The sequence below is a fragment of the Streptomyces sp. NPDC004610 genome, from assembly GCF_040609715.1.
Classification (GTDB): Bacteria; Actinomycetota; Actinomycetes; order Streptomycetales; family Streptomycetaceae; genus Streptomyces.
In genome coordinates this window covers 36,249-58,673 of record NZ_JBEXLA010000026.1, presented here as the reverse complement: position 1 = coordinate 58,673, position 22,425 = coordinate 36,249, and the positions used below count along the sequence as shown (strand labels likewise).

Here is a 22,425-nt window from a genome sequence, read left to right as displayed (position 1 = left end):
GAGCCGCGCCAGATGTCCGTCATCACTCGTCAGGAGCCGATAAACGCACTCCTTCGGTTGGTCCTGGCGTGTTGTGGGTCAGTTGGGCATCCGAAGCATCCCGACGGGCCTGCGCTGTCAGGGGGCCTGCTGTCCTTCCGCCAGAGGGGGCAGCGGGAAGTGCAGGGCTTCTGGTGAGGGGTGAGGGGTGAGGGGGAGTGGCTGAGGGTTTCGGTGCGGGAGGGCGAGGGTCTGCTGGCCGGTCTCTCGTCTGTCGGGGTGACATCCGTGCGCGGCCACCGGCGTTGACGTTCGGCGGTCCGGTACGACGGGACCCAGTCCGTGTCGTTCGGGTCGTCCGTGTGCAGTTCGGGTCGTTCGTATCGTCCGTGCCGGAGGCGTCTCGCGCGCCGCCGCCGTCCCGCAGGAGGAATCGCCGTGCCGGTCCCCACCGCCTTCGACCACCAGGTGAAGAACTACAGCGTTCCGCACGCCTACTGGCTGGCGCATGCCTCCGCCGTCGCCTACCAGGACGAAGCCGCCATCGAGCGGCAGGCGTATGACTGGGGCTTCGACCGGGTGCGCCATCACGAGACCCGGTTCACCCCGCCGTTCCCGCTCAAGGACACCCAGGCTTACACCATGGCCAGTGACGACATGATCGTCACGGCGTTCCGCGGCACCCAGCCGGTGGAGATCCGCGACTGGCTCTCCGACGCCTCCACACCGCCCTGGCCCGGCCCCGCCCGCACCGGCTACGTCCACTACGGCTTCGCCGAGGCCCTGGAGTCGGTCTTCCCGGACCTTCTGGACACCCACTCCGAGCTGAACACCGCCGGGCAGTCCGTGTGGTTCACCGGTCACAGCCTCGGCGGGGCCCTGGCGATGCTGGCCGCCACCCGGATGTACCTTGAGGAGCCGCGCCTCCAGGCCGACGGCGTCATCACCTTCGGGCAGCCCCGTACCTGTGACCGGCTGCTCGCCGCCGCCTGCAACAAGGGGTTCAAGGGGCGCCTCTACCGGTTCGTCAACAACAATGACATCGTGCCCCAGTTGCCGCCGGAGCCGGCCTACACCCATGTCGAGACGCTGAAGTACATCGACTCCTCGGGTCGGCTGCGTGACTCCATGGGCCTGGTGGCCGGACTCACCGACCGCGCCAAGGGGCTGACCGCCGACGCGCTCGCCCCCGCCGCCGACGGTGTGCGCGACCACGCCATGACCCGCTATCTCGCCGCCCTGGAGCAGAACCTCGCCTGACCGGTCGGCGGGCTGGGACGGGCATGGTCCCGGTCGGTGGCGTGGGCGTGGCGTCGGAGGGCTCGTATCGATCACGGGGGGGAGGGAGGCGGAGGGGGAATCGCATGCGGTGGGGAGTCGTCCGAGGTGGCCGGGTCTACTTCGGGTCGCGGTTGAACTGCGACGCCGACCAGCGGTAGCCGAGCACGGTCAGCCCGACGCACCAGGCGAGGGCGATCCACCCGTTGCCGCCGATCCCGGTGCCCAGGAGCAGGCCGCGGAGGGTCTCGATGGCCGGGGTGAAGGGCTGGTACTCGGCGATCGGCTGGAACCAGCCCGGCATCGTGTCGGCCGGGATGAAGGCGCTGGAGATGAGCGGGAGAAGGATCAGCGGCATGGCCATGTTGCCGGCCGCCTCGGGGTTCGGGCTGGCTGCGCCCATCCCGACCGCGATCCAGGTCAGCGCCGTCGCGAACAGGGTGACGAGCCCGAACGCCGCGATCCACTCCAGTGCCGTGGCGTCCGTGGACCGGAAGCCCATCGCCACCCCGACGGCGCCGACGAGGACCACGCTCAGTACGCACTGGAGCACCCCGCCGACGACATGACCGACGAGCAGTGAGCCCCGGTAGATCGCCATGGTGCGGAAGCGGGCGGTGAGGCCCTGGGTCATGTCCACGCAGACGGACACCGAGGCCCCGATCACGGTGCTGCCGACCGTCATCAGCAGCAGGCCGGGGACGATGTAGGCGATGTAGTCGGAGCGGTTCGCGGCGGCTCCGCCGATGCCGGCGCTCATCACATCGCCGAAGATATAGACGAAGAGCAGCAGCATCATGATGGGCGTGAGCAGCAGGTTCAGGGTTCCGGACGGGTAACGCCAGGCGTGCAGCAGGGTACGGCGCAGCATGGTGCCGCAGTCGCGCACGGCGAGCGGGAGGGAAGTCATCGGACGGTCTCCTCGGATGGGTGGGGAGCGTGGGCCGGGCCGGTCAGGGCGAAGAAGACGTCGTCGAGGTCGGGGGTGTGGACGGTCAGTTCGTCCGCCTCGATGCCCTCCGAGTCGAGCCAGTCGAGCAGGGAACGCAGTTCGCGCTGACTGCCGTCGCAGGGGAGGGACAGGGACAGTGCCTCGTCGTCGCGGGTGACCTCGCGCAGCGCCTCGGCGGCGGACCGGTAGGCGGCGGGGTCGGTGAAACGGAGGCGGATGTGGCCGCCCGGGATGAGCCGCTTCAGCTCCTCGGCGGTGCCTTCGGCGGCGATCCTGCCCTTGTGGAGCACGGCGATACGGTCGGCGAGTTCGTCGGCCTCCTCCAGATACTGGGTGGTGAGGAAGACGGTCACACCGTCGGCGACTAGGCCGCGGATGATCTGCCACATGGTGTGGCGGGAGCGCGGGTCGAGGCCGGTGGTCGGTTCGTCGAGGAAGATGATCCGCGGGCCGCCGACCAGCGTCATCGCGAGATCGAGGCGCCGCCTCATGCCGCCGGAGTAGGCCGAGGCGGGTTTCTTCGCGGCGTCGGCGAGGTCGAAGCGCTCCAGGAGCCCGGCGGCGACCCGGCGTCCCTCGCTCCTGGGCAGATGGTGCAGGTCCGCCATGAGCAGCATGTTCTCCTCGCCGGTGATCAGGCCGTCGACGGCGGAGAACTGCCCGGTGACACCGATCACGGCACGCGCCGCCTGCGGGTCGACGGCGAGATCGTGCCCGCCGACGTGCAGTTCACCGGCGTCGGCGGTGATGAGCGTGGAGAGGATCTTCACGGCGGTGGTCTTGCCGGCGCCGTTCGGGCCGAGCAGCGCGAACACGGAGCCTGTCGGGATCCGCAGGTCGATCCCGTCGAGGACCGGGTTCTCGCCGTACGACTTGCGTAGGCCGGTGGCGGAGATGGCGGGGGCGGCGGGGATGGCGGAGGTGGCGGAGGTGGCGGGGGGTGAGGGTCGTCGGCTGTTGTCGGGTGTGGATGTGGGCATGACAGATGGAGGCATGTGGGGTTCCTTTTGGGGAGGGGGAGGGGCGGGGAGGGGGGCGATGAGGGGGCGCGTCGAGGGCGTTGAGCGGCGCTGGTGAGAGGGCGCGTCAAGGGTGTCGAGGGGCGCCGATGAGGGGGTGTCGAGGGCGTCGAGTGGCGCGCCGATGAGGATGGGTTCGCCGGGGCGCGGGGCGCGGGGATTTAGGCGCAGGGTGCGGGGCTCGCAGGACTGACTGAGCCGGGTGTCGCTGGCCCGCGCGCTCACTCTCTCTCGCCCCCCGCGCGGCGGCGGCAAGGGCGGCGGTTGCTTCAACTGGCCTTTCGGCTCACGCCTGTTCGCCAGGATGATCGTGCTGCTCGCGAGGCGTCGCGCTCGCGGGAGTCGGGTGCCGGGGTGTCACTTCCCGGCCGTGCCGGGCCCCTTGCCGAGGGACTCCTGGTAGAGGTCCGCGTAGGTGCGCGAGTCCTTGATCAGGTCGTCGCAGAACGCGGCGACATCCTCGCCGATGAGTTCCAGGACACCCTTGCCCGTGGCGGCGCCCTCCTCGAAGAAGTCGACTATCCCGGGGAGCAGGGGCCCATCCGGCAGTTCGACCGGCCCGACCTTGAACAGGTACTTCTGTATCTCCTTGTAGACGATCTGGTAGTCCGGCGGGAGCGCCTTGACCCGCGCCATATGCGCCCGCCACTGCTTCTTGCCCTCGATGATGTCCTGAATGCCCATGTCAGCCTCCCAGCCTGCTCAGTTTCCTGGCGACGTTCTGGTTCAACTGCTTGCGCCACCGGGCGCGATAGGTGCGAGACCCTTCTCCACCGGCCAGCGCCGTGCAGAAGCCCTGGATGTCGTCGCCGAGGACCTCCTGGACGCTCTGCCCGTCCCTCGCCGTCTCCTCCAGCAGTGCCAGGGCCGCGTCGAGGATCGGCATCAGATTGCGGCCGGTGAAATCCCCATAGGGAAAGAGGTGGGCCTTGATCTGCTCCCACGCCGCCCGGTAGTCCGCAGGCAGGACCGCCGCCCGAGCCTCGAACGCCTTCCATTCCCTGGTGAGATCGGTTCCTGTGATGGTCTCCCAGAAGTTCATTTCCCGCCCTCCTTGAGCCTGTCGATACGTGAGGACACGTACTGCCATTTCTTCCAGAATTTCGCGAGTTCCTCGCGTCCGGCGTCGTTGAGCGCATAGAACTTGCGTGGCGGACCGACCCCGGACGGTCGTTTCGTCACCTGGACGAGGCTGTTTCTCTCCAGGCGCAGCAGGATCGTGTACACCGTCCCCTCGACGACGTCGGCGAAGCCGAGCTCGTTCAGGCGGCGGGTGATGGCGTACCCGTAGGTCTCCTCGTTGCTGATGATTTCGAGCACACAGCCTTCGAGCGTGCCCTTCAGCATTTCCGTCAGGTCGTCCATCGCGCGTTCCCCTCGACCCAGTGGTACTCCGTAGTGCTGAGTACCACTATACGGTATCACCGAGTAGTGGGGAAGTGGGTGCGTGCGATGGCGTCGCGAAGGGGCGGTGCCGACGCTCCGCGGCCCCGCGAAGGGGCGCTATCGGCCCTCCGTACGTGCCCTCCGTAGGGGGGTGCTCATATGGACGCTCATACGGGTGCGGGCCCGGTGCGCTCGGCCTCTCTCAGGGCCTTGCGTGCCTGTTCCAGGGCTGTGGTGAGGCGGGAGCGGGTCAGCTCCTCGGGAAGGCCCGGGGTCGAGGCCGCTGTCGTGGGCGTCCTTCGCCGTGTCGCACGCGAAGACCTTGCCCAGGCCCGGCGCCAGGGCTTGGGCCGTGCTCAGGGCGCGGATTCCCGGGGGTACGAACCTAGTTCACCGGGGGGCGCAGCCCCTCCAGCTCACTCATGCCGTCATCTCACTGACCGTGATTCGACGCCCGGTAGTCCCGTTCAATTGCCGCTGCGGTGTCGCGGAGCAGCGGGAGCAGTCGCTCCGTCTGCTGTTCGATGCTCAGGCCCCGGGTCACCGACACCACGTTGAGCGCCGCGATGACCGTGCCGTCCTCGTCGTGCACGGGGACGGCGATGGCGTGGATGCCGTCCTCCAACTCGTCGTCGACGACGGCGAACCCGTTCTCCCGCACCTGGGCCAGGAGTGGCCGCAGTTCGTCCGGGTCGGTCGTCGTGGTGGCCGTGAAGGGGACGAGGTCCGCTGAGGTGAGGAGCCGCTCGCGTACCTCTTCCGGCGAGCACGCCACGAGGACGCGTCCGCTCGACGCGACGTACCAGGGCAGGCGCATCCCCAGATCGAGGGTCACCGAGAGGAACCTGCCTTCGGCGGCGGCCACCGCGACGAACACGACGCTGTCGCCGTCGAGGATGGCGAGCGCGACCGATTCGCCGGCCTCCCGCCCGAAGGCGTGCAGATGCGGACGGGCGACGTCCGGCAGCCGCAGGGTCGCCAGGTAGGAGAACCCGAACTTCAGGACCTGCGGAGTGAGGGCGAACTGCCGCCCGTAGGAGCGGACGAATCCCAGCGCCTGCAAGGTCATCAGGAAGCGGCGCGCTGCCGCTCGGGGGATTCCCGCGCGCTCGGCGACCTGGCTCAGGGTCATGCTCGGGTGCTCGCTGTCGAAGGCGCCGAGCACATCCAGACCTCGGGCGAGGGTCTGAATGAACGCCGCCCGGTCACCGCCGCTTTCCGGCCCGCTTTCCGGCTCGTTCGCGGCGTCGCCGACCGGCTGTCTGGCTTCAGTCATAGTCCGCCGAATATACCGCCGGGGCCGGTCAGGTCCGGGATGGGGGATCTGGAAGGTCGCTGGTTGGTGGGGAGGTGGCGACGGAGTTCGGGGGTGGGGTGTGGCGCCGTATCTGCATTGGCTTGGCCCGCCTCGGCTCGCCCTGCCCCGGCCCTGCCCGGCTCGCCACGCCCCGCCCCAGGGCCGCCCCGACCCGCCCGGATCATCCGGCTGGAGCCCGTCGGGCGGTCGGCCCTGCGGCTCGTCCCTGCCGGTCGGACTTACCGGTCGACCTTGCCTGTCGTCCCCGCTGACCGGCCTTGCCCGTCGTCGTCCCTCTTGGTCGGCCTTGACGCGTTCGCCACGTCGATCTAGCCTGATTCACAGAGCGCACGAGTGTTCGCTAGGCGCACAACTCAGGTGGGTGGGAGGCGGGCAGTGGCCGTCGCCGACGCGCGGCCTGACACGAGGTGCGAACGGTGAAGATCTCCGTGACGATCAATGACTCCGGCGGGTTTCAAGGAGGCTGCACGCCAGGTCACGGACTTCGAACGGGCCCGGCTCGATCAGGTCCTCACCTCCGAGGCGCACCGCCTCGACGCCGAGAGCCAGGTCGGCCACCTCGCCGCGACCACCGAGCGGATCGATCCCGAGCCCGCCCCGATGTCCACAGAAACTCTTTTCTCGGCTTCACAATTCACCACCATGGAGAAAGAAGAGAAAGAAGCAACATGCAGCACATTCAATTGGGAGACCTTGACGTCTCACGTATCGGCCTGGGCGCGATGGGTATGTCGTTCGCCTACACCGGGGCCGGTAGCGACGACGAGGAATCGGTGCGAACCATCCATCGTGCCTTGGATCTGGGTCTCACCTTCATCGATACCGCGGAAGTGTACGGGCCCTATACCAATGAGGAACTCATCGGCCGGGCGATCAAAGGCCGCCGCGATGATGTGGTGCTGGCCACCAAGTTCGGTGTCCTCTCCCACACCGGCCCCAAAGCCACCCCCGGGGCTTTCTCCGGACTCACCCTCGACAGTAGCCCGGCCAACATCCGTGCCGCCGTGGAAGGATCGCTGCGGCGCCTGAACACCGATCACATCGATCTCTACTACCAGCACCGCGTGGACCCGGACACGCCGATCGAAGACACCATCGGCGCGCTCGCCGAACTGGTCGCCGAGGGCAAGGTGCGCCATATCGGCCTCAGTGAAGCCGGTGTGAACACCATCAAACGCGCGCACGCGGTACATCCGATCACAGCGCTGCAATCGGAGTACTCCCTGTGGACCCGCGACCCCGAACCGGCGGTGCTGCCCCTGCTGCGCGAACTGAACATCGGCTTCGTGGCGTACTCACCACTCGGGCGTGGCTTCCTCACCGGAAACATCCGGTCGAAGGAAGATTTCGACGCCACGGACCGGCGAAACACCAACCCGCGATTCGTGGGTGACAACTTCCAGCTGAACGTCCGCAGGGCTGATGAGGTGCGGGCCATCGCGGCCGAGGTAGGTGCCACACCGGCGCAGGTGGCCATCGCCTGGCTGCTGTCCAAGGGTGACAACATCGCGCCGATCCCGGGCACCAAACGAGTCGTCCGGGTGGAGGAGAACATCGCCGCCGACAAGGTCGAACTCTCCACCGCTCACCTCGCCCAACTCGACCAGCTCACTCCGCCTGCTGGTGACCATCACGACCCGGCAATGATGCGGATGATCGACCGATGACGATCATCCGCACACCGTGGCGCCGAGGTGGCGGCGCAGGTCAACGGGCAACAACAGCTCAGGTTCGAAGGCCGCTCGCGAGCAACCCGATCGGCTTCGCAGGACTGAAAGAAGGTCTCCTTGTCACGACTCGCTAAAGCGCTGGCCGCTGTCAGTGCATGTGCCCTGGCACTCGCCGGATGTTCGACGGATTCCTCCCGTGACAGCGACAACGGGGGCGACGGCGGTGGCGACGCCGCGGTGGTGTCGGTGTCCGGAGGCTCGGTGCGCGGCACCGTGCACTCCGACTACCGGGTGTTCAAGGGAATTCCCTACGCGGCGGCACCGGTCGGCGCATTGCGGTGGCAGCCGCCCGAGCCCGCGCCGCCCTGGGACGGGATACGTGAGGCGTCCCGCGCGGGCGCGCAGTGTCCGCAGCCCGAGGAGTTCCTGCCGGGATTCGTCTCTCCGCTGCCGCAGAGCGAGGACTGCCTCTCGGTCAACATATGGGCGCCGTCGGACGAGGCCGACCGGCCGCGGCCGGTACTGGTCTGGATCCACGGCGGCGGCAACCTGGGCGGCAACGCCGATCTGTATGACGCGCAGCGCCTGGTGACCCAGGGCGATGTGGTGGTCGTGACGCTGAACTACCGGCTCGGGGCGCTGGGCTGGCTGGCCGATCCGGCCCTTGCCGCCGACGGGAAGGCGGGGAACTACGGAGCGCTCGACCAGCAGGCCGCGCTGCGCTGGGTACGGGACAACATCGCCGCGTTCGGAGGCGACCCGGCGAAGGTCACCGTCGGCGGCGAGTCCGCGGGCGCGCTCGGCGTCTGCACCCAACTGGCCGCGCCCGGCTCGGACGGTCTCTTCCGGGCCGCGATCATCCAGAGCGCACCCTGCTCGTCGGCACTGTCCACCACCCCGGAGCGCAGCCGCGCGTTCGCGGTCGCCGCCGGCTGTGCCGACCCGGCCGCCGCCGCCGACTGCCTGCGGCGGCTCCCCGTCGACACCCTGCTGAAGACACCCACCCCACCCGACGGCCCGGTCGCGGGCGGCCCAGGTCTCCCCGTGGCTCCCGCAGAAGCGCTGGCGAACGGCGCGGGAGACCGGCGACCGGTACTGATCGGCGACAACACCCATGAGGGCACCTTCTTCACCGCCCTCCAGCCCCCGGTGACCACCGACGAGGAGTACGCACGCACCCTGGACACCACCTTCCCCGACACAGCGGACCGCCTCCGGCAGGCGTACCCGGTCTCCGAGTACGGCGGCGACCCGTCACTGGCCCTCTCCGCGGTGATCGGCGACTCCCTGTTCTCCTGCTCCTCCGAGCACACGATCGACTCACTGCGCGACAACGGATCACCGGTGTACCAGTACGAGTTCGCCGACACCACCGCGCCCGCGCCCGAGGACATGCCCGACACCTCGTTCCCCCTGGGCGCGTCACACACCCTCGAACTGCGCTACCTCTTCGACATCAACGGCATCGGCCCGCTCACCCCGGCACAGCAGCGACTCGCCGACCAGATGGTCCGCTACTGGGCGCAGTTCATCCACACCGGCGACCCTGCGACGCCCGGACAGACCGCCTGGCCACCCCGCCGGACCGACACCCCGACCCGGCTGGCCCTGCGCCCGGACGGCCCCCACGTCACCACCGACCCCGGCCGGAACCACCACTGCGACCTGTGGCCCGAACGCCGCTAGCCACCAGCCCGCGCGTCAGCGGGATGCCCGGCGTGACAGAGCCGCCGAGCAACGCCGTCCCGCCCGCCCCGTACCGTCGGTGACACCTTCGGTGTGAAGGGCAGCACCTGAAAGGGGCCTTCGCGGCGGACGCAGTGCCGGGCGTGATCGACTTCTCGCTGCACTGGCGGCCTCCACTCTTCGCGGAGGCCGTCGTGGTCGTGGTCGCGGATGGCCCGCGCTATGGTTCGACCCTCCGCCGGACCCGCTGACGATCGGCAGCGATCACCTATCAGGGCTATTGACGACCAGCGGTGGACGTCGACCCGACCCGGATCAAGCCCCTCACGGCCACGGAGAACGCTCCGGCAGATCGCCCGCGTACATGTCGCACTCAGCCATCGGGTTGTCCCGTAGCGCCGTCACAGTGAGCGGCAGAAGAAGAGCGAGTCCCATGTCCTGTCCGATCAACAGGTGCATGTCCTCGATGCTCAGCTCCCCGATCGGCCGGCGTCGAAGGGCGTACCGGGTGCGGTTCCACGCTCGCGGGCGAGACCGTGGGGCAGCGCGGACGGCGGCACCGATGAGCCCAGTGGAAGAGCACCTCGTCTCGGCATGGCCGGCTTACCCAGCCCCGGAAACGTGCCACCAACTGAACGGTCTGTTCGGAGCGGAAGTCCGGGCCCGCTGACCTCGGTTCAGCGGCGCGTGCCGGAATCCGGTGTGCCCCCGGCCGGGATCCCGCACCTCATGGAGGACATCGCCCTGCTCAGGAGCCGTGGCGACGGTACCCCCGACATGGAGTGGCTGGATCGATGACCGGCGAGCAGTACGGCGGAGCGCCGCACATCAACGCCCACTGAACGCGGATTCAGCAGCGGCAGCCCCAGCAGTCATGACGGTGTCACCATCGCAGGCCGCCCCGCCCACGAACAGACGGCGGCGCTTTGCGGTGAAGAGTGTCCGGACGTCGCCGATCTGAGCGTTCGCGGCCGGTCCGGGTCGGTCCGTGGCCGGGTTCGAGAGTTCGAGAGCGTAGCCCTAGCAGCCCCATTCCTCCTGGCGTCGGGTGTCGCCCGCGGGTCGGCCGCAGACGAGGGTGATGTCGAAGCGGGCGCCCTCGGTGGGTTGGGTGATCCGGTAGAGGCCGATGCCGTGTCCGCGCAGATTCGGGTCGGTGGCGTCGGAGTGGCGGAAGGTGATGTGCCCGGTGGCGGCGCCGCGGAAGTCGACGGAGCGCAGGGCGGCCAGTACGGCCGGGGCGCCGCCGTTCTCGGGGACCTGGGCCTTGTCCGCGGCCCGGTGCAGGGCCGTCGCGGCGTCGTAGGACAGGGCCAGGAAGCCGTCGGTGAACAAGGGGTCCTGGTGGGTGGGGAGGCGGGCGGAGCCGAAGGCGCGTTGGGCGAACCCGTACAGGTCGGAGTGCTTGAGGGTCTCCTCGTAGGTCAGGGCGGCGTAGAGCAGCCGGGCGCCGGCGGGGAAGTCGAACGAGTCGTCCGCGAACCGCTTCTTGGTCATGTCGTCACCGGACAGGACGGTGATGGTGTGGCCGAGGCAGCCGGGATCCTGTGCCAGGCCCTGCATCAGGGGTTTGAGGTGACTCGCCCTGCCCGCCAGATAGACGATGTCGGCCCGCTGGTCACAGACGGTCTTGACGGCGTCGACGAGTTTGGGGCTGGTGCCGCGGACCGGATAGTCGATCCCGGGGTGCGGGGTGAAGCCCGCGCGCCCCAGTTCCTCCCGGGCGTAGCGTGACTGGTCGGCGCCGTAGGAGTCGCCGCTCCCGCCGCTGCCCGCCGGGGCGAGGACGACCGCGCTGCGCCCCCGGGCCGCTCCGAGGAGATGGACGAGGGCGGACGCCTGCTCCCGGTCGGTGGCGGCCATGCCCACATAGTTGCCGAACCGCTCGGCGAGAGCGGTGGCCGAGTTGGTGGTGCCGATCACGGCCAGGCCCGCCTTCTGGAACTCCCTGACGGCCGGGGCGCTGCCGGGGGTGTGGATGCCCATGCCGACCACTCCGACCACGGACCGGTCCCGGCGCGCGAGGCCGACGATCTTGGCGGCCATGGCTTCCTGGTGCCGCATGCCCTGGCCGCCGTTGGCGATCAGGAGCCGCACCTGGAGGGCGCTGTTCGACTCCTGGGTGCTGTTGATGTGGTGCTGTGCCAGATACACCCCGGCCAGTTGCCGCAGCACATCGACCGCTTCGCCGGACTCCTGGGCCCTGGTGGTCAGGGCACCGGCGAAGACCAGGGTGATGTGCTCCTTGTCGGGGTCGAGGTTGCGGTTCGCCTCGGTGATCTTTTTCTGGAGCCAGTCCAGGCCGATCCGGCGCTGGTCCCTGCCCACGCCGAGGACCGGGCCGTCGCCGACCGGCAACGGTGTACTGCTGGCGACGCCTACGCACTCGTCGTCGATCTGCTCCAGGTCGTGGTTCCAGACGACCTCCCGGCCGCCGCAGTACTTCCCGGTCAGATACTGGTAGTGGGCCGCGGCGCCGAGCGTGGCCAGGGCACAGACCGCCAGCAGGGTCCAGCGCGACCACAGCAGCCACGCACTGCGCGGGACGCGGAAGGTCTTGCGCCGGTGGCTCTCGGCGGAGGCGTAGCCGTCGTGGGGCCGGAGGAGTTCCCCGCTCAGGGCGACCGGGAGGATCCAGGGCAGCGCGGCGTTCATGCTGGGCGACTGGCCGGTACGCAGACTGCGTTCCACCCATGCCTCGTACAGCTCACCGACGTCACGGCCACGGGCACCCGGCGCCGGGAGCGGCAGCAGGGTGCGCTCGCTCAGCCCGGCCAGATCCGCGTGGGCGATCCCGGCGACCACCAGCAGCGGATCCTGCTCGCTGCGGCGGCTGCGCACATCACTGATCGCCCGCAGGAGCGGCAGCGCGCCATTGGCCCGGGTGGCACGGGGAATCAGCAGCAGCGGCGGAACGGTGCGTTTGCGGTGCCGAAGGTCCCAGGCCGGGCGGTGGCTCTCCCGCAGATCCTCCAGCAGCGCCAGCGTGCGTAACTGGAGGCAGAACTGACGGGCCACCTCCCGCTCGGCGGTCTGGCCCGTGGTCTCGCCCGCCGCGTCGACGGGCCGGGCGGCGGTCAGCAGTTGACGGACCACCTCGACGGCCCGTTCCTCCAGCGTGGCGCGGGACAGCCGTGGACGCCACAGCGACCAGACCGGCGCCTCGGTGCTCGGGGACACCGGGAACGTGGTGGTGGCGAACCAGCGGCAGCCGGGGCCCAGCCGCGCCGGGGCCGCCCAGTGCCGGACCCGGCCGCCCGCTGCCCACAGCACCAGGGTCACCAGCATCGCCCCCACCAGATACCAGGAGCCCAGCCGGGCCGCCAGCACACCCACACAGGCCACCGCCGCCGAGCCCAACGCCGTCGCCGGGCTCAGCACCGGTCCCAGCGTCTGCCGGAATCCGCCGGACCAGCGCCGGGCACCGGCCGGCCGGCGCAGCTCCGAGAGCCGGGCCACCACCGCCCTCGGGTCCGGGGTGCCCTCACCTCGGGCGGCCACATCGTCCAGCGCCTGATCGAGCGCGGCCAGCAACTGGGAGCACGGCAACCGGTAGGGACGGTACTGGGACCGGCCGCTGTTCTCCCACAGCCCGCCCGCGACCTCCTTCACCAGGGCCGTCGCCGCCGCGTACCCGCCGTCGCCCGTATCCGGCGCGTCTCCGGGCGGGCGGACGGGCAGCGCACCGGTCCCGGGCGGCGGATCGACACTGCGGCACAGGAGCCAGCGGGGCTTCTGCGCCAGGTGCACCAGGTCAACGATCTCCTTGACCCGGTCGTCATGCCGCCCCAGCGGGTCCTCCTCCGCCGCGTGCAGCACCACCACCGGCATCGGCCCCTGCCGCCGCGCGTAACCGTCGATCAGCTCCGAGCACAGGTCCAGGACGAGGCCGCCCCCGTCGTTCGGCACCGAGCCCCGCCACGCCTCTTTCCCACGCTGCCGCAACCCCATCGCGCTGCCCCCGTCCGTCGCCCGGCGGCACCGGCGCCGCCGTACTACGCAGGAAGGTAGGACCGCCTCCGGCCACCGCAGGGCGGATCGGACCGGTCGTCACCCGATAGGGCGGACGTGCGTCGACCTCCTCGCCGGTGACCACATCGCCTTCGGGGAGCTGCGCGCCAAGATGCGCCAGCGGCGGGAACCGGACGAACTGAGCGGGCTCTACGCGGTGTACGCCTCGGCGAGGCCGTCCGGGTGGAGGACAGGCAATGGTGGAGGACGGGGAACGCGGACCCTGGCGGCACCCCGGCAGCCGCGCGATACGTCAGCTCAGGTGCTTGTCGAAGAAGTCCAGGATGTACCCCATGGTCTGCTCGCTGTTCCACGCTCCGGCCGCGTCGGTGTCGCCGGTGAAGGACAGATCCCCGTGGTCGGCGCCTTCGAGGACATAGCGGGTGGACTCGATTCCCTCGGCCCGCAGCGCCTCATGCACGACGATGGTCTGGCTGGGGGAGACGAAGTGGTCCTCGGTGCCGTGCATCTCGATGAAGGGGGCCGTCTCGCCACTGATGTGACTGGCCGGGTTCGCGGCCTCGATCTCGGGCGTGGACTCCTCGATGGACCGATCGGTCCCCGGACCGTAGACCCAGCGGGCGAAGTTGTTGCCCGGGGTGTAGTACTCGTCCTTCATCGCGGTGTCGAAGTCGGCGGCGAGCCGCGAGAGATCCGAGGGGCCGAACTGGTCGACGACGCCCTGGACATCGCTGCTCTGGTCCAGATGGTCCCCGGACACGAACGACTCGTCCCCGTTGGTCGCCCCCGTCATCGCGGCCAGGTACCCGCCGGCCGACTGGCCCCACACGGCCACGTTCTCCGGATCGATGCCGTACTCCTCGGCGTTCGCCCACAGATGGCGCACGGCGGACTTCACATCGGCCACGGCGTCCTTGTAGGTGGCGTCGCCGTTGGTGACCGTGCGGTACTCGATGCTGGCCACCACATAACCCTGCTCGGCGACCCAGGTGCGCTGGTTGAGGTTGCCCGACTTCTGGGCGGAGCTGAACCCGCCCCCGGTGAGATAGACGACCAGGGGTTTGTCACCCGAGGTGTCCGGGGTCTGGATGTCGAGCTTCAGCGGGATCTCCTCGCCGTCCGCGGTGGTGGGCGTGGCGTAGGTGACATCGGTGGTCAGCTCGACCGCCGTCGTACCGCAGGTGATCTCCGGGCCCGACGGGGTGTAGACGGTGCTGGTGCTGTTGTCGCTCGGCGCGATGGTCTTGGCGACCGGGAGACCGCCCGCCGCTCCGCCGGGGGGCGCGGAGGGCATCCCGTCGGCGGGTGCGCCGGACGGCGCCGCACCGCCCGGCCCGCTGGCGAAGGAGGGCTCCGGGCACGGCTCCGGAGCGGCGCTGCTCGCCGCTGCCGAGGCGGTGCCGCTGTCGCCGGACGAGCAGGCGGCCAGCGTCAGACCGCACACGGCGGTCAGCGCCAGCGGCACCATGACTCGCCGCCGCTGGGACCGCCTACGGTTCAGCCGGGTGTCTTCGTGGTTCACAAGTGCTCCCTTCCAGAGCCGGAGTGCCGCACTCCGATGTGATCCACTCTCGCGACCGCCGCCCCTGCTCCGCGTCGTCCAGGCGCGGACTGTTCGCTACCACTGCCGCGGTACACCGCAGCCGCCCGGCCTGCCACGATGGCTTCCCCTGGCCCGCCAGACACCTACACACTGTCGCCGGGGCGCACCAGACCCGTCTGGTAGGCGATGACCACCAACTGGGCCCGGTCGCGCACACCCAGTTTCGTCATGGCCCGGTTCACATGGGTCTTCGCCGTGGCGGGGGCCAGATACAGCCGAGCGGCGATATCGCTGTTGGACAGACCGAGCGCCACCAGGGCCAGGACCTCGCGCTCCCGGTTGGTGAGCACATCAAGGGCCGAGGCGTCCAGGAGCGGGTCGCTGTCACCCCCGGAGAGATAGCGGGCGATCAGGGCGCGCGTCGCCTGGGGAGACAGCAGGGAGCTGCCGTCGGCCACGATCCGCACCCCGTCGATCAGTTCCGTGGGTGTGGCCCCCTTGCCCAGGAACCCGCTGGCCCCGGCCCGCAGGGCGCGCAGCACATACTCGTCCAGCTCGAACGTCGTGAGGATGAGCACCCGTACTCCGGCCAGGTCCTCGTCGGCGGTGATCTGCCGGGTCGCCTGGAGACCGTCCACCTCGGGCATCCGGATGTCCATCAGCACCACATCCGCACGGGTCGTCCGGGCGAGGGCGACGGCCTCCCGGCCGGTGGTGGCCTCGCCGACGACTTCGAGATCCGGCGCGGAGTCGAGAATGCCGCGCAGACCGGTACGGATCAGGGCCTGGTCGTCGGCGATGAGCACACGGGTCGTCACGATGACCCTTCGGATCGGGTGGCCATGGGCAGCACGGCGTGCACCCGGAAACGCCCCGGCACCGGGCCCGCGGCGAGGATGCCACCGACGGCGTTCACCCGCTCCCGCATCCCGATCAGTCCGTGTCCGCTCTCCCCGGCGGGTACGGGCGCGGACGACACCGGGTTGTCGATGTCGAGCACCACGGCATCCGGGCGGTACTCGATCCGCAGGGTCGCGCACTCACCCGCCCCGTGCTTGTGGGCATTGGTCAGCGCCTCCTGGACGATGCGGTACGCGGCCTGGTCGACCGTCCCGGGCAGCGGATGACCCGGCTCGCTCGCACGGTGCTCCACGCGCAGTCCGGCCGCCGCGGCCGACCGGAGCAGTTCACCGAGCTGGGCGAGGCTGCGGATCGGCTCGGTCGGCGCCTCGGCATCGTCGGTCTGCCGCAACAGGGAGAGAATGGTGGCGAGTTCGCCCAGGGTGCTCTGGGCCGCCTGGCGCACCAGGCCCAGGGACTCCTCGGCCCGGTCCTGGTGGGTGCGCAGGGTGTGTTCGGCGAGACCGGCGTGCACATTGATCACCGCGATGTGATGGGCGACCAGATCATGCAGGTCCCGGGCGATACGCAGCCGCTCCTCGCCGACCCGGCGGTGCGCCTCCTCCTCGCGGGTCCGCTCGGCGCGCAGCGCCCGCTCCCGTACCGCGGTGACATAGGCCCGGCGGCTGCGGGTGGCATCCCCGAGCGCGGTCGCCATACCGATCAACGCGACGACACCCAGCGGCGGACCGAGCCAGATCTCATCCGTGCACACCACGATCGCCCCGTACACCGCCGCCGCGGCGGCCCCGGCGAGCGGCCACACCGCCCGCCGATCGGCCTGCGCGGCGCCGGTACAGGCGCAGACGACGACTCCCGCGATGAAGCCCGAGAGACTGTTCCCCGCGGCGACACCCACGATCGTGAGCCCGGCCGACACTCCGAGCAGCAGCAGGGGGCACCGGCGGCGGGCCAGCACCAGCGCGAAGACGACGACCGCGACGAACAGATCCTGCCCGGTCACGGGCCGACCCTCCGACGTACCCGGCCGCCCGACCATGACCAGGCCCGCCACCACCACCGTGACCGCGAGCAGGACGTCCCACACCGCCGGTGGTATCCGCCGCCCTGACGGCGAGGTCCAGGCGCCCGATTCATCCATAAAGATCATCGTACTGGGGTGGGTGTTCCGGGGGCATCGGCTGGATGTGGTAGGCCGCTCCACCACGGTCGTGGTAGTTCCGGGCCGTGCGGGGGCATCGGGCCGCCGAGTCGGGTGCTCTCCGTCCGTCGTAGGTGGGCGTGAAGTGCGGATCCCCTCCGAGTCACCAGAGCGTCGACGGTCCCGAGAGGACCCAGCCGGTGTCGAGCGGCTTGACCCAGAAGCCGAGGGACACCTCCATGACCCGGGAGTCATGGACGACCTCGACATAGAAGCTGCCGCCCGCCTGGCCCCAGTGGAAGTCCCCGAGCGTCAGTTCAAGGAGCCAGGACAGGTCCTGTTCCCGCCCGCCGGTGGCCGAGAGGTTCCATGCCCTCTCGTCCGCCTCGGCGCTCGCGCCCAGTGAGCCCTTCCAGAGGGCCTTGAGGACATGCCGCATCGAGGCGTCGTCGATGAGCTGTTCGGCCTCGGCGAGGCTCCCGGCCCGGAGCAGGCCGAAGTAGCGGTGGACAAGGGCTTCGACATCGGCCGTGGCGGGGGGATCCGTCCAGATCTTCATCGCGGGATCATAGAGGCATGGTTGCTTCCGGGCGGAGGGAGGTGGTGGGACGAGGCGGCAGTCGTCGTAGCGGGCGAGCGGGTGAGCGGGCGGTTGGGTGGTCTGGCGGTCAGGGGGGTTGGGCGGTCGGGCGGTCGGGTTACGCGGGGTCCGCGACGGTGGGGGCCGGGGGGTGCTGGGGGTGCTGGTGGGGGTGCTGGGGACGGGGGATCCCGGCCTTCGTCGGGGCGTACTGTGCCGCCTGCGCGTCGAACATCGCGGCGTACCGGCCCCGTGCCGCGATGAGTTCGTCGTGCGTTCCGTGTTCCGCGAGGCGGCCCTCGTTGAGGACGTAGATGTGGTCGGCGTGGCGGACGCCGGACATGCGGTGGGTGACCAGGACGACGGCCCGGTCGGGAGCGGCGAGACCGCGGATGCGGTCGAACGCCTCGATCTCGGCCTCCGGATCGAGCGCGGAGGTGGGTTCGTCGACGATGAGGACGCTGTCCGCCCGTGAGGTCGAGCTGCGCCAGTGGGTGCGGGCGAGACCCACCTTCTGCCATTCGCCGCCGGAGAGTTCGATCGCCCCCCGGAACATCCGGGCCAGCAGACTGTGCAGACCGTCGGGGAGCTTGGCGACGACCGGACCGGCCCCGGCGTACTCGACCGACGGCTGGAGGTCCTGCGGTGCGGCGGCCCGGGAGGGGCGGCCCAGGCGGATGTTCATCGCGGCGGTCACCGGCCAGCGCTGGAAGTCCTGGGTGAGCAGCGAGACCCGCTCGAAGACGCCCGCGCGGTCCAGACCCCGGATGTCCGCCTCACCCCAGCGCAGGGTGCCGGTCTGGGGGAGCAGCAGGCCCGACAGGATCTTCATCAGCGTGCTCTTGCCGGAGCCGTTCTCGCCGACCACCGCGGTCACCGACCCCATCGGCAGGGTCAGTGACACCTGTTCCAGCGCGGCCGATTCCCGCTCGGGGTAGCGGTAGGTGACCTCGTCGAGGACGACCTCCCGGATCCGCTCCGGCACCGGGTCGCCGCCCACCGGGACGGTGCGCTGCGCGGCCTGGGCCAGGAAACGGCCGTGGTCGCGGACGTAGAGGGACTCCTCGTGGAGCTGATTGACGTTCATCACCAGCGCGCCCAGGCTCGCCGACCCGGTGCGTACCGCGATGACGGCGGTCCCGGCGACGGCGAGGCTCATGTGTCCGGCCATGATCAGCCAGAGCATCGCCCCGTACGTCACCGCCATCGCCAGGCCCGACAGGGCGGAGGCGACCCATTCGGTGAGCGCCTTGCTGGAGGCGAGGCGCTCCTGTTCGGCCTCTGCGCTCTCGGCCATCCGCCGGTAGCGGCCGAGGAGGAAGGTGCCGACGGCGTGCAGCCGGACCTCCTGGGCGGCGGTGCGCTCGGTGAGCAGATTGCCGATGAGCCGGCTGGCCCGCACATGCTCGATCCAGCTCATCACCGACACATACCGCTCCTGGGCGACGCGCATGGCGCCCCAGCCGCGCGGCGCGGCGATCAGGATCAGCATCGGCAGCAGGGCGGGGTGCAGGACGGCCAGCACACCGGCGGTGGTGAGCAGGGAGATGAGACCGTTCAGGGCGGCGACGCAGGCACCGATCATGCGGCGCGCGGAGACCGGGCCGTGCTCGGCGATGTCCAGGAGCCGCCGGAAGTCGGGGTCGTCGATGGCCTCCAACTCGACACTGACGGCGGCGGCCAGGTACTGGGTGGTGGCGATCCGCTCGACCTTCGGTTCCAGCCGCCCCGCGCGGGAGGTCGACCAGGCCGCCAGGGCGGAGTTCACGACCGCGACGGCGGCGGCCACCAGCAGGCCGGGCAGCAGCGCGTGCAGCCGCGCGTCGGCGCTGCCGGAACCGGCGAGCAGGGCGTGCATCACCGCGTTGACGGCGAGCAGGCCGACCGCGGCGGCGATGCCCTGGCCGATCTCGCTGACCACCACGGCGAGCAGCGCCCGCCGGTCCGCCTGCCACGCGAGGCGCAGGGTCGCGCCGACGAGCGCGGGCATGGAGCGCAGCGCGGACATCATGGTGAGGTCCAGGCCCGCGTGCTCATGCTGGGACCAGCCCAGGTCGTAGCGCAGCGGCCCGCCGAACAGCTCCTGCTCGGCGTCGGACACGTGGGGCTCCGCCATCTTCACCGGGCCGAAGAACCGGACGATCCGCTTCACCGGGCACCTCCCGGGGTGGCTGCGGCTGCGGCGGCTGCGGCGGCTTCGCGCACGGGTCGCGGCGGCGCAGAGCGGTGTAAGGGATGCATGCGGGCTCCTCGGAGGGGGATCGGGACCGGATGCGGACACGTGATCGGGTAACGGGGGGCTTTCCGTCGTCGTCACGGGTATGCGTGGGCGAAATCTAGAATGTGATTTCGATTGGGGGAGTCGGTCCCTGACGGTGGCGGAGTCGGTCCCTGCCGGGGGCTGGCTGAAGCATCACTGGGGGCTGGAGCTTTGCCGGGGGCTGGAGCCTTGCCGGAGGGGTGCGGCTTGAGGGGAAGGCCCGCCCCTGCCCGTGGTCTGCCACCAACTGGCCCTGGAGATTGCCCAGGGCGATGGGGTCGAGCTGTCTTCCGGGCCCGGTGCCGATCAGCAGCGGCCACATGAACGACTGCCATGGGAACAGGAACAGCATCAGCATCAGCCCCGCGCCGATCAGGGCGGGCCGGGACAGCGGCAGATGGGTCCCTCACACCCCCTGCGCGTTCTGCGTCCCGCTCGCCGCCCGCGTGCGCTGAACCGCTGGCGGGCTACCGCCCCGGTGCTCGACCTGTCCGAGGGCGGGAACACCGGGGCGGCATCAGCAGCCCCACCCACCCCGAGTGCGAACCCGGCAGGCGGGGCGTTGGTCACCTCCCGCCCCCGCCGACCAGGGGGCGGGAGGTGGTCATCGGCGGACGTCCACGGGATAGGTCCGCGTGAATGTGCCCTGGCACCCGGCCTTGTGGAGGTAGATGGTGCAGCCAGCCCGGGTCTCGCCAGGGTTGTCGAGCCGCTCGTAGGACTCGCCCTCTCTGATGGGCTCCCCGCACCGCTGGCAGATCATCGCCGCCCCTCCCTGCGCAGTCGACGCAGTGCCGCGCCGATGTCGCAGTTGCCGGCGTCGTCCACGCACTGCTCGCACATCGGCGCGTGATCCATCAGCGCCCGCCATGCGAGGAGGCCGGTGTGCTGTCGGCAGGCGCGGAGGAACCAGTGGCCGCTCCCGTCGCTCTGGCGCTCGCCGAGGTCGATGGCGGTCTCGGCGGACAGCCGGGCCTCGGCGGCGTCCCATACGCAGACCGCGCCACGCTGCTGGTCCGGCGTGAGCGCGTCCAGCGGCGGGAGGACGAGGAGGCCGAGCGCCTCGGCCGGGATGTCGTGCACTGTGCTCGTCATGGGGTCGCCCCCTCGGGCGGCCGGGCGGCAGCGTCCTTCATGTCGGCGCTCCTTCAGCGTCGTCCACACCCCGGGGCCGGTCGCGCGGTCGCCGGGGTTCGTTCTGCTCATGTACTGAGCGTCGTCGCGTCAGCGCACCTGCGGGATGACCGGCGAGGGTTACCGCCTCGGTAATACAGTCGTTGGCAGTTCAGAACCGCACACGGAAACGCATACGATCACTCCGGAAGTCGGCCCTCATGGACGCCACCGCCACCACCCCCGGCCCGCTCGCCCCCGACGTCCTCGCACGAGAGGACGTGAGGCGGGCCCTCGCGGAGCATGACTTCGCTGCGGCATTCGCCCTGATCAAGAAGTGGGGCGGCCTCTCGCAGAACCGGATCGCGTCGGCCTGTCGGCTCACGCCGGGCAAGGTGAGCACCATCATCAGCGGGCAGCAGCAGGTCACCAGCTTCGAAGTGATCTGCCGGATCGCTGACGGACTGCGCATCCCGGGGCGGATGGTCGGGCTGGCCGACCGGCCTTGGGAAGGACCGCCCGACGCACCGGAACCAGCATCGCCACCAGCCGCGCAGGCTGCGGACGAAGAGGTCTGGCGTCCGGAGTCGACCGTGAATCTGGCAGGAGAACTGACCAGGAGTGATCTCGTGATGAACCGCCGAGCCGCCACGCGCGCCCTTGCCGGTGCCGCGCTGACCGGGCCGCCGTTGCTCGACACCTTGGAGGGTTTCCTCCAGCCCGCAGGTGGCAACCGCAGCAGCCAGCGGCAGGGTCGCGTCGGACAGCGCGAGGTGGAGGAACTGGAGTCGACCGCCCGTGCCTTCCGAGCGTGGGACCACCGCCTCGGCGGGGGCCTGCGCCGAAAGGCAGTCGTCGGGCAGCTCAACGAAGTCGCGTCCCACCTCGAAGAACATCAGACAGCACCGGTCGAGCGAGGGCTCTTCCGGGTCATGGCCCACCTCGGCGGGACAGCCGCGACGATGGCCTGGGACACCGGCATGCAGAAGCAGGCCCAGAGCTACTACATGCTGGCGCTCCGCGCCGCCCACGCCGGAGGCGACCTCGCCTTCGGGGCCAACGTGTTGGCCGGGATGGCGCGCCAGATGCTCTACAAGGACCGCCCTCAGGACGCCCTCGAACTCGTGCACCTCGCGCAGAAGGGCGCCGGGAAGACGGTGGGGCCGCGAGTGCGGGCGATGCTCCATACCCGGGAGGCGTGGAGCTACGCGGCCATGGGCCGCCCGGCCGCTTTCCGGCGAGCCACCCAAGAGGCGCGCGAGGCTCTGGCGGACTCCGGCGCCGACGACCCCTATTGGATCGCGTACTTCGACGAGGCCGAGTTGGCCGGTGTGACGGGCGGGCGGCTCCTGGACATGGCCCGGTCGGACCCGCAGTACGCAGAGGACGCCGCCGACCACATTCGCGGGGCACTCCACCGCCGCGGCGCCGAAGCAGGCCGCAGCTACGCGCTCGACCTGATCGGGCTCGCCGAGTGCCACTTCCTGATGGGCGACGTACCCGGAGCCGTCAGCAACGCCCACCTCGCCGTCGACGCATCCACCCGCACGCGGTCGACCCGCGTACGGACCCAGCTCAGCCAGCTCTACCCGTACACGGTGGGCCGGTCGGTGTCGCGTACGGTCGGCGAGGTGCGGAGCCGAATCCGCGAAGTGCTCTCCAGCTGA

18 protein-coding genes are annotated in these 22,425 nt (G+C 70.4%); 4 read left to right on the top strand and 14 right to left on the bottom strand.

Translation table 11 applies throughout. The annotated features are described in order from the left end of the window. Positions 1-417 precede the first annotated feature (417 nt). Positions 418-1,239, top strand: coding sequence for a lipase family protein (locus tag ABZX40_RS26710; RefSeq protein WP_355743637.1), 822 nt, complete (start codon positions 418-420; stop codon positions 1,237-1,239). Positions 1,240-1,375: 136 nt separating this feature from the next. Here the strand turns inward: ABZX40_RS26710 and ABZX40_RS26705 are convergent, their stop codons facing one another. The 6 genes from ABZX40_RS26705 to ABZX40_RS26680 form a co-directional block, all read right to left on the bottom strand. Next, positions 1,376-2,167 carry an ABC transporter permease gene (locus ABZX40_RS26705; RefSeq protein WP_355743640.1) on the bottom strand — a complete coding sequence of 264 codons (792 nt, stop codon included), beginning with the start codon at positions 2,165-2,167 and terminating at the stop codon, positions 1,376-1,378. Next, positions 2,164-3,189 carry an ATP-binding cassette domain-containing protein gene (locus tag ABZX40_RS26700; RefSeq protein ID WP_355743773.1) on the bottom strand — a complete coding sequence of 342 codons (1,026 nt, stop codon included), beginning with the start codon at positions 3,187-3,189 and terminating at the stop codon, positions 2,164-2,166. Before ABZX40_RS26700 ends, ABZX40_RS26705 begins: the two co-directional genes overlap by 4 nt. A 396-nt stretch (positions 3,190-3,585) precedes the next feature. Beyond that, positions 3,586-3,912: a DUF1048 domain-containing protein gene (locus ABZX40_RS26695; RefSeq protein ID WP_355743643.1), complete on the bottom strand. Its 327-nt coding sequence runs from the start codon at positions 3,910-3,912 to the stop codon at positions 3,586-3,588. Position 3,913: 1 nt separating this feature from the next. Then, the gene (locus ABZX40_RS26690) at positions 3,914-4,270 is read right to left on the bottom strand and encodes a DUF1048 domain-containing protein (protein ID WP_355743646.1); all 357 of its coding nucleotides are present in this window, start codon (positions 4,268-4,270) and stop codon (positions 3,914-3,916) included. Continuing rightward, positions 4,267-4,593, bottom strand: coding sequence for a PadR family transcriptional regulator (locus ABZX40_RS26685; RefSeq protein WP_355743649.1), 327 nt, complete (start codon positions 4,591-4,593; stop codon positions 4,267-4,269). The genes ABZX40_RS26690 and ABZX40_RS26685 overlap by 4 nt, the downstream gene beginning before the upstream one ends. Positions 4,594-5,047: 454 nt before the next feature. Next, positions 5,048-5,890, bottom strand: coding sequence for an IclR family transcriptional regulator C-terminal domain-containing protein (locus ABZX40_RS26680; protein WP_355743652.1), 843 nt, complete (start codon positions 5,888-5,890; stop codon positions 5,048-5,050). Between the two features lie 710 nt (positions 5,891-6,600). Here ABZX40_RS26680 and ABZX40_RS26675 point away from each other — a divergent pair. Then, a complete protein-coding gene (locus tag ABZX40_RS26675) occupies positions 6,601-7,599 on the top strand; it encodes an aldo/keto reductase (protein ID WP_355743655.1) in 999 nt (332 codons plus the stop codon). Between the two features lie 120 nt (positions 7,600-7,719). Further along, positions 7,720-9,288: a carboxylesterase family protein gene (locus tag ABZX40_RS26670; protein WP_355743658.1), complete on the top strand. Its 1,569-nt coding sequence runs from the start codon at positions 7,720-7,722 to the stop codon at positions 9,286-9,288. A 324-nt stretch (positions 9,289-9,612) separates the two neighbouring features. On the opposite strand, the gene ABZX40_RS26665 is transcribed toward ABZX40_RS26670, so the two are convergent. The 8 genes from ABZX40_RS26665 to ABZX40_RS26630 form a co-directional block, all read right to left on the bottom strand. Continuing rightward, positions 9,613-9,852, bottom strand: a complete 240-nt coding sequence (locus ABZX40_RS26665; RefSeq protein ID WP_355743776.1) for a contact-dependent growth inhibition system immunity protein — start codon at positions 9,850-9,852, stop codon at positions 9,613-9,615. A gap of 456 nt (positions 9,853-10,308) precedes the next feature. Then, on the bottom strand, positions 10,309-13,197 hold the full coding sequence (locus ABZX40_RS26660) for a hypothetical protein (RefSeq protein ID WP_355743661.1): 2,889 nt from the start codon (positions 13,195-13,197) through the stop codon (positions 10,309-10,311). Between the two features lie 355 nt (positions 13,198-13,552). Continuing rightward, positions 13,553-14,782, bottom strand: a complete 1,230-nt coding sequence (locus tag ABZX40_RS26655; RefSeq protein WP_355743664.1) for a prolyl oligopeptidase family serine peptidase — start codon at positions 14,780-14,782, stop codon at positions 13,553-13,555. A 164-nt stretch (positions 14,783-14,946) separates the two neighbouring features. Continuing rightward, complete coding sequence (locus tag ABZX40_RS26650; protein WP_355743667.1) at positions 14,947-15,621, bottom strand: response regulator transcription factor; 675 nt, start codon at positions 15,619-15,621, stop codon at positions 14,947-14,949. Beyond that, positions 15,618-16,805: a histidine kinase gene (locus ABZX40_RS26645; protein WP_355743670.1), complete on the bottom strand. Its 1,188-nt coding sequence runs from the start codon at positions 16,803-16,805 to the stop codon at positions 15,618-15,620. Before ABZX40_RS26645 ends, ABZX40_RS26650 begins: the two co-directional genes overlap by 4 nt. A gap of 163 nt (positions 16,806-16,968) precedes the next feature. Further along, positions 16,969-17,364, bottom strand: coding sequence for a hypothetical protein (locus tag ABZX40_RS26640; protein WP_355743673.1), 396 nt, complete (start codon positions 17,362-17,364; stop codon positions 16,969-16,971). A 139-nt stretch (positions 17,365-17,503) separates the two neighbouring features. Then, positions 17,504-19,501 (bottom strand): ABC transporter ATP-binding protein, encoded by a 1,998-nt coding sequence (locus ABZX40_RS26635; protein ID WP_355743779.1) that lies wholly within the window; start codon positions 19,499-19,501, stop codon positions 17,504-17,506. A gap of 903 nt (positions 19,502-20,404) precedes the next feature. After that, positions 20,405-20,740 carry a hypothetical protein gene (locus tag ABZX40_RS26630; protein ID WP_356162693.1) on the bottom strand — a complete coding sequence of 112 codons (336 nt, stop codon included), beginning with the start codon at positions 20,738-20,740 and terminating at the stop codon, positions 20,405-20,407. Positions 20,741-20,979: 239 nt separating this feature from the next. Between ABZX40_RS26630 and ABZX40_RS26625 the strand changes: the two genes are divergently transcribed. Beyond that, the gene (locus ABZX40_RS26625) at positions 20,980-22,425 is read left to right on the top strand and encodes a helix-turn-helix domain-containing protein (RefSeq protein WP_355743679.1); all 1,446 of its coding nucleotides are present in this window, start codon (positions 20,980-20,982) and stop codon (positions 22,423-22,425) included.